General features: G+C 73.4%; 7 protein-coding genes and 1 pseudogene. 3 read left to right on the top strand and 5 right to left on the bottom strand.

Going from position 1 to position 7,573, the window contains the following annotated elements; translation table 11 throughout:
• On the top strand, nucleotides 1-405 hold a 405-nt coding region (gene lexA, locus ACRDSK_RS29705), incomplete at its 5' end, for a transcriptional repressor LexA (protein ID WP_431444669.1).
• Nucleotides 402-1,748, top strand: a complete 1,347-nt coding sequence (locus ACRDSK_RS29700; RefSeq protein WP_431444668.1) for an amidase — start codon at nucleotides 402-404, stop codon at nucleotides 1,746-1,748. The genes lexA and ACRDSK_RS29700, both read left to right, overlap by 4 nt.
• Before the next feature lie 13 nt (nucleotides 1,749-1,761).
• Here the strand turns inward: ACRDSK_RS29700 and ACRDSK_RS29695 are convergent, their stop codons facing one another.
• The 5 genes from ACRDSK_RS29695 to ACRDSK_RS29675 all read right to left on the bottom strand — a co-directional run bounded on the left by ACRDSK_RS29695 (nucleotide 1,762) and on the right by ACRDSK_RS29675 (nucleotide 6,904).
• Entirely contained in the window at nucleotides 1,762-2,853 is a 1,092-nt protein-coding gene (locus ACRDSK_RS29695; RefSeq protein WP_431444667.1) for a hypothetical protein, read from the bottom strand.
• A 74-nt stretch (nucleotides 2,854-2,927) separates the two neighbouring features.
• On the bottom strand, nucleotides 2,928-4,367 hold the full coding sequence (gene hflX / locus ACRDSK_RS29690) for a GTPase HflX (protein ID WP_431444670.1): 1,440 nt from the start codon (nucleotides 4,365-4,367) through the stop codon (nucleotides 2,928-2,930).
• Between the two features lie 95 nt (nucleotides 4,368-4,462).
• Nucleotides 4,463-5,296, bottom strand: a complete 834-nt coding sequence (gene dapF / locus ACRDSK_RS29685) for a diaminopimelate epimerase (protein ID WP_431444666.1) — start codon at nucleotides 5,294-5,296, stop codon at nucleotides 4,463-4,465.
• Nucleotides 5,297-5,300: 4 nt separating this feature from the next.
• Complete coding sequence (gene miaA, locus ACRDSK_RS29680; protein ID WP_431444665.1) at nucleotides 5,301-6,194, bottom strand: tRNA (adenosine(37)-N6)-dimethylallyltransferase MiaA; 894 nt, start codon at nucleotides 6,192-6,194, stop codon at nucleotides 5,301-5,303.
• Nucleotides 6,191-6,904, bottom strand: a complete 714-nt coding sequence (locus ACRDSK_RS29675) for a hypothetical protein (RefSeq protein WP_431444664.1) — start codon at nucleotides 6,902-6,904, stop codon at nucleotides 6,191-6,193. Before ACRDSK_RS29675 ends, miaA begins: the two co-directional genes overlap by 4 nt.
• A gap of 233 nt (nucleotides 6,905-7,137) precedes the next feature.
• Between ACRDSK_RS29675 and ACRDSK_RS29670 the strand changes: the two are divergent.
• A pseudogene (locus ACRDSK_RS29670) lies at nucleotides 7,138-7,573 on the top strand (hypothetical protein); the annotation flags it as partial.

The following is a 7,573-nucleotide window of genomic DNA, read 5'->3' as shown; positions in this document are numbered from 1 at the left end:
GACCTGCACACCGACTCCGACACCGCGCCGCGGCCGGCGTACGTGCCCGTCCTCGGCCGCATCGCCGCCGGTGGGCCGATCCTCGCCGAGGAGGCCGTGGAGGACGTCTTCCCGCTGCCCAAGGCGCTCGTCGGTGAGGGTGCGCTGTTCCTCCTGCGCGTCACCGGTGACTCGATGATCGACGCGGCGATCACCGACCAGGACTGGGTCGTCGTCCGCCAGCAGCCCACCGCCGACAACGGCGAGATCGTCGCCGCGATGATCGACGGGGAGGCCACGGTCAAGACGTTCAAGCGCAAGGACGGCCACGTCTGGCTGCTGCCGCACAACGAGGCGTACGAGCCGATCCCCGGTGACGACGCCACGATCCTCGGCAAGGTCGTGGCGGTCCTGCGCCGCCTGTGACGGTCCTCGAGCCGCCGGCCGGAGCCGGCTTCTTCGCGGCGCACACCGTCGCCGAGCTCGCCGCCGGCCTGCGCGGCGGCGAGCTCACGCCGGTCGAGCTGGTCGAGCACGCGCTGGCCACCGCGGACCGGCTCAACCCGTCCCTCAACGCCTTCGTCACGGTCGACGAGCCGGGCGCTCGGGCCGCCGCGCGCCGAGCCGCCGACGAGCTCGCCGCGGGCGAGGATCGCGGTCCCCTGCACGGGATCCCGGTCGCGGTCAAGGACCTCGTCGACACCGCGGGGCTGCGCACGACCATGGGCTCGCGGCACTTCGCCGACCACGTGCCCGAGCGGGACGCCGAGTGCGTGCGACGACTGCGCGAGGCCGGCGCGGTCGTCGTCGGCAAGACCGTGACCCACGAGTTCGCCTACGGGCCTACCGGCGACAGGTCGGCGAGTGGCCCGGGGCGCAACCCGTACCGGCCCGACGCCATGTCCGGCGGCTCCAGCGCCGGCTCGGCGGCGGCCGTGGCCGCGGGCATCGTCCCGCTGGCCGTGGGCACCGACACCGGCGGCTCGGTACGCATCCCGGCCGCCCTGTGCGGGATCACCGGGCTGCGGCCGACCTACGACACGGTCCCGGCGGACGGCGTGTTCCCGTTGTCCCCGAGCCTCGACTCGGTCGGTCCGCTCGCCCGTACCGCCGCCGACTGCCGGCTGATGTGGCGAGTACTGGCGGACGGCGGCGCCGACGAAACCAGCGGTGAACTCGGCGGCGAACTCGGCGGCGAGCCGCGGATCGGCTGGGTCGCGCCGGAGACGTTCCACCCGGCCGACGACGCGGTGACCGGTGCGGCACGGGCGCTGGTTCCGGGTGCCGAGGACGTCGAGGTGCCGTACGCGCGAGAGCTCCTGTCGGCCTACCGCGACATCCAGACCAGCGAGGCCTACTCGATCCACGCCGAGCGGATCGCGACCGCGCCCGAGTTGTTCGGCGAAGAGCTGCTGGCTCGGCTGAAGACGGCCGAGCAGGTGCGTGGCTGGCACTACGTGCGGGCCCGCGAGGTCCAACGCCGGGCCACCGCCGCGGTCGTCGCGCTGTTCGAGCGCCACGACGTGCTGGCGATGCCCACGGTCCCGATCACGGCCCCGACGATCGGCGCGCGAACCTGGCACCTCGGCGAGACCGAGGTCGACGTCCGCGCCGCCCTGCTGTCACTGACCAGCGCCTGGGGCGTCGTGGGCCTGCCGGCGTTGTCGGTGCCCGCCGGTACGGTCGGCGGACTTCCGGTCGGGCTCCAGCTGGTCGGCCCGCCGCGCAGCGAGGAGCTGCTTTTCCGGACGGCTGAGCGGCTGGGCTAGGCGCGCGGCTGGGCTAGGCGCCGTGGCGGTAGAACCGCCGCCGCGTCCGTGCCGTGCGCCAGCGCAGCGACGCGAGCACGCCCATGATCAGCAGGATCGCGACACCGAAGGCCGGCACGACGGGGATGCCCTGCTTGTCCGACTCGTTGCTGGCCAGGCCGCCGGCCGGCGCCGGCGGGACCGACTCCGGCGGCGGGTTCTTCGCCCCGGAGTCACCGGCGGGCGGGGTCGCGGCGCCGTCGCCGACGAGTCCGGACGCCTTGGCCACCAGCCGCACCGGCTGGCCGGTCTTCTCCGACGCCGACACCAGGGATCCGTCCGGCTCGAACGCGATGGCCTCGCCCTGCGCCTCGTTCGGCAGCGGCACCCGGACCGGCTTGCTGTTCAGCGCCTTGAGGATGTCCTTGTCCGGCGCCGCGTAGAGGTAGGCGTCGGTGTAGGTCCGCACCGCCACCACGGTCCCGTCCGGGCTGACCGTGCCGCCGGTGATGGTCCGCGAGCCGACCGGGCCGGGCACCGGGCCGCCCGGGGTGTCGGTCGCGGCGAGCTTGATCGTGGCGACCTTCTTCATCGGGGTCGGGCCGGGGCTCGCGAGCTGGCGGATCGGCGAGTAGACGCCGGCGTTGCCCACGTCCTTGGTGATGAAGTAGGGCGCGCCGTTCGCGCCGACGAGCAGCGCCTCGGCGTCGTGCTTGCCGTCCGGGTAGGTCAGCCGGTACAGGGTCGACTTGCCGGCGGGCGTGAGCGCGATCAGCGCGGCCGTGTCGCGCTCGAGGTCGTTGTCACCGCCGTCGGCCAGCAGGAACGTCCCGTCCGGGGCGCGGCCGAGGTCCTCGACGTCGAACGGGTCGACCTGGCCGACGATCTGCCGCTCGATCGTGCAGTCCTTGCGGACCACGACGACGGTGGCCTTCTCGCCACCGTCGTTGACCATGTACCAGCGGTCCTTGTCTGCCCAGATGCCGGACAGCTCGACCATGGCCGGGTCCTTCATCGTGCACTTGTTCGCCGGCTTGGCAGGTTCAGCCGGTTGGGCGGCTGCTGCCTGGGCCGGGATCGCCAACGCAAGCAGCAACCAGACCACCACGAGGGCAGCTCGCCGCACTCCACACCTCCGTGACCCGATCGTGCCCGATCTGGAGCCCTACGGTATCGCTACTAGCTATACGGCTATACGGCTCAGGCGGATGTGCCGTTCACGGAAAAACTCTCCAACAAGCCGGAAAGGTCCGCTTTCACCATCGCATGAAGCACGGTGCCCTGCTCGGTGTGCCGCTCGGTGAGCACGTCGCCCTCGCGGTGCACGCGCGCTACCAGGTCACCTCGCGTGTACGGGACCAGCACCTCGACCTCGACCGACGGCCGCGGCAGCAGCTCGGCGACCCGCTCGCGCAGCTCGCCGATCCCCGTGCCGGAGTGCGCCGAGACGAAGACCGCACCGGGCAGCAGGTGGCGCAGCCGGGCCAGCGCCACCTGGTCGGTGGCGTCGATCTTGTTGACCACGACCAGCTCGGTGGGCAGGCTCGCGTCGCGACGGTCGGCGATCTCGCCGAGCACCTCGCGCACGGCCTCGACCTGCCACTCGGGGTTCGGGTCGGAGCCGTCGACCACGTGCAGGATGAGGTCGGCGTCGGCCACCTCGTCCAGCGTGGAGCGGAAGGCCTCGACCAGCTGGTGGGGCAGGTGCCGCACGAACCCGACGGTGTCGGTGAGCGTGTAGGGCAACCCGTCCGGCGTGGTGGTGCGCCGGACCGTGGCGTCCAGGGTGGCGAACAGCGCGTCCTCCACCAGGACCCCGGCCCCGGTCAGCGCGTTGAGCAGGCTCGACTTGCCGGCGTTGGTGTAGCCGGCGATGGCGACGCTCGGGACCTCGTTGGCGACCCGCTGGCTGCGCATGGTGTCGCGTACCGTGCCCATCGCGGCGATCTCCTTGCGCAGCTTGGAGATCTTGGTCCGGATGCGCCGGCGGTCGGTCTCCAGCTTCGTCTCACCGGGACCACGCAGGCCCACGCCGGCGGTGCCGCCGCCGGCACGACCACCGGCCTGCCGCGACAGCGCCTCACCCCAACCGCGCAGGCGCGGCAGGAAGTACTGCAGCTGGGCCAGCTCGACCTGGGCCTTGCCCGCCTTCGACCGCGCGTGCTGGGCGAAGATGTCGAGGATCAGGGCTGTCCGGTCGATGACCTTGACCTTGAGCTTCGCCTCCAGCTGACGCAGCTGGCTCGGCGAGAGCTCGCCGTCGCAGATGACCGTGTCCGCGCCCGTGGCCGCGACGACGTCGGAAAGCTCCAGGACCTTGCCGGAGCCGACGTAGGTGGCCGGGTCGGGCCGGTCGCGGCGCTGGACGAGGCCCTCGAGGACCTGGGAGCCGGCGGTCTCGGCCAGCCGGGCGAGCTCCGCGAGCGACGCCTCTGACTGGGCGGCCGAACCCTCGGTCCACACGCCGACCAGGACGACTCGCTCCAGGCGCAGCTGCCGGTACTCGACCTCGGTGATGTCGGCCAGCTCGGTCGAAAGACCCGCGATCCGGCGCAACGCGGCGCGGTCGGAGAGCTCGAGTTCGCCGGCAGAGAGCTCAGCCAGGTCGGTCAACCCCGCGTCGACGTGATCGTCGGTGATGCCCTGATTGAGATTCTCTGTCACGCGGTGAGACCCCTTTCGTCCGGTTTGCTGCTACCCATGCTCCCACGGTTCAGCCAACGGATCGACCGGGTTTATTCCGAGATGCCGTCCCACCAGGCACGATCCAGCTCCCCGCGAGCCACGAAGGCCGCCGGCCCGGTGAGCACGCTGGTGTCCTCGCCGACCTCGACGCGCACCCGGCCGCCGGGCACCTCGACGGTGGCCGCGCCGGTCCGTTCGCCCCGCGAGTGCAGCACGCCGGTGACCGCGGCGACCGTGCCGGTGCCGCAGGAGCGGGTCTCCCCCACGCCGCGCTCGTGCACGCGCATGCGGATCCGGTCGGCGGCCTCGACCACGACGAACTCGACGTTCACCCCGTGCGGGAACGCCGCCGGGTCGTAGCCGGGTCTGGTGGTGAGGTCCAGCTCGTCGAGCCGGTCCACGGCGCACACGAGGTGCGGGTTGCCGACGTCCACGGCGACCCCGACGAGGGTGCGGCTCCCGATGGTGGCCGCGGACTCGCCGGTCACCCTGGCCGGGCCCATGTCGACCGCGACGTCGCCGTCGGGCATGACCACGACGGCGCGGGCACCCGCCCGGCTGCCGACCGGGAACTCGTGGTCGGCGACCAGGCCCGACTCGACCAGGTAGCGGGCGAACACGCGCACGCCGTTGCCGCACATCTCGGCCACCGAGCCGTCGGCGTTGCGGTAGTCCATGAACCACATCGCGTCGTCCACATCGGACGGACGGTCCTCGATCGCCTTGGCACGGACGACCCGCAGCACGCCGTCCGCGCCGAGCCCGGCTCGCCGGTCGCACAACACGCGAACCCGCGCGGCGGTCAGGTCGAGGGAGGCGTCGAGATCGGGCAGCAGCACGAAGTCGTTCTCCGTGCCGTGACCTTTGACGAACGAGATACCCACGGGCTCAGGCTAGCGCGGAGGCGGCTTCGAGCAGGTCGGGGCGGGTGGCGTCGAGCCAGGTGATGCGGGCGTCGCGGCGGAACCACGAGCGCTGGCGGCGGACGAAGCGGCGGGTGGCTCTGGCGGTCTCGGCGGCGGCGCGGGCCATGTCCTCGTCGGCGTCCAGCTCGTCGAGGACCTGCTGGTAGCCCAGCGCGCGGGAGGCGGTGCGGCCCAGCCGCAGGCCCTGCCGCTCGAGGGTGCGCACCTCGTCGACGAGGCCGTCGGCGAACATCCTGGTCACGCGGGCGTCGACGAGGGCGTCGAGCTCGTCGGCAGCCAGGTCGAGGCCGAGCTGGACGGTGTCGTGGCGGGCCGGGCCCGGGCGCGGCATGGTCGCGGAGAACGGGCGGCCGGTCAGCTCGATGACCTCCAGCGCGCGGACCACGCGGCGACCGTTGGTCGGCAGGATCGCGGTCGCGGCCAACGGATCGCGTTCGGCCAGGCGGGCGTGCAGGGTGGGGGCGCCGACGCGGGCCAGCTCGCCCTCCAGGCGGGTGCGGATCTCCGGGTCGGTGCCGGGGAAGTCCAGGTCGTCGAGCACGGCGCGGACGTAGAGGCCCGACCCGCCGACGAGAACGGGCACCTTGTCCTCCGCGAGGAGGCGCTCCACGCACGCGCGGGCGTCGCGCTGGTAGGCGGCGACCGAGGCGGTCTCGGTGACGTCGAGGACGTCCAGCAGGTGGTGCGGGACGCCGCGGCGTTCCTCGTTCGTGACTTTCGCGGTGCCGATGTCCATGCCGCGGTAGAGCTGCATGGCGTCGGCGTTCACGACCTCGCCGCCGAGCGCCTCGGCGAGCGCGACGCCGAGCTGGGACTTGCCGGTCGCCGTCGGACCGACGATCGCCACCGGCCTCATCGGATCGGCTCCCAGACCGCGACGTGGTAGGCGACGCCGAACGGCACGAGCTGGCGGGCGTCGACGCTCTTCCAGCGCCGGCCGTCCGCGGCGAGCACGCCGGCGAGCACCTGCCAGGGCGCGCGGCCGACGGCGCCGAGCTCGGCGGCCTCGGTGGGGTCGAGGGCGAGCAGGGCGTCCTGGTCGGCGGCGGCGAGTGCGGCGTGCACGGCGTCGTCGAAGCTGGTGGCGCGCGGGTCGGGCCGGCCGACGGCGCGCTCGCCGTGCCGATGCGAGCCGTCGCCGAGGACGAGCAGCCCGACGGGCTCGTCCTGATCGCCGGCCAGCCGCTCGCCGAAGGCCTGGCACTCGTCGGGGGACAGGTCGTTCTGGACGAGGTGGACGGGAACCTCGTCGGCGCCGGCCCGGTCGCGCAGCCAGCCGGCGACGAGGGCGGGCAGGGGCATGGCGGGGTCGGGCTCGGAGTCGTTGCGGGACAGGCGAGCCACGACGTCGACGCCGTAGCCGCGGAAGGTGCCCGCCGCGGCCGCGGTCAGGGTCCGGGGTCCGGTCGGGTCGGCGCCGACGGCCACCCAGCGCGGGGATGCGGCGAGCTCGGCGGCGGCGGCCAGGCAAGCCTCGCGCACGAGCCGCACGTCGGGGTCGTCGGCGACGACGAGCTCGGGCACCAACAGCGGAGGGTGCGGGACAACGGCCACGCGCTCGATCACGATGTCCGAGGCTACCCATTCGGGCCACGAGGTGAACTCTCCGGGCTCACGAGGTCACCGAACGCAGCCAGGGTCGACCGTGGAGTACCGAGGCGGGCCATGACCTGTTTGAATGCGCGCGGGTACCACGCGATTTCGTCGACCCCATGGCGGGTCGGGTACCGACGTTGCCAGGCCCCGCGGGAGCGGGGCGCCCGCGGGTTCGCGGGCAACGCAGGCGGGAGGAGCCGGCCATGACGGACAGGGACACGAGCCAGGACACGAACGCGACCCCGGTGGAGATCTCGGCGAACGGCGCGGGCGCGGTGGATCCCACCGCGACGCCGGCGAACGGGAGCCCCGAGGAGACCGTCGCGCCGGAAGCCCAGCCGGCCGCTCCCGCGGCCGAGGCGGCTGCGGCTGACGCGGCTCCCGCGGACGCTCCCCCGGCGGAGGCGACTGCCACGGCCGAGGCGGCTCCTGCGACAGAGTCCGCCACCGAGGCGGAGGCGACTCCCGCCGCAGACGTGTCCGCGGTCGAGACGGCACCCGCAGCCGAATCCGCCACCGAAGCGGCCCCCGCCACAGACGTATCGGCCGTCGAGACGGCACCCGCAGCCGAATCCGCCACCGCGGCGACTCCCGCCACAGACGTATCGGCCGTCGAGACGGCACCCGCAGCCGAATCCG

Origin of the sequence: Actinophytocola sp. (genome assembly GCF_050699915.1) — a bacterium.
GTDB lineage: Bacteria > Actinomycetota > Actinomycetes > Mycobacteriales > Pseudonocardiaceae > Actinophytocola.
The sequence above is the reverse complement of the archived record's forward strand: the minus strand, read 5'-3'. Positions and strand labels throughout refer to the sequence as shown.

Coding starts and splice junctions, on each gene's coding strand:
- miaA (WP_431444665.1), bottom strand. CDS start 6,194: ATGAGGCCGGTGGCGATCGTCGGTCCGACGGCGACCGGCAAGTCCCAG.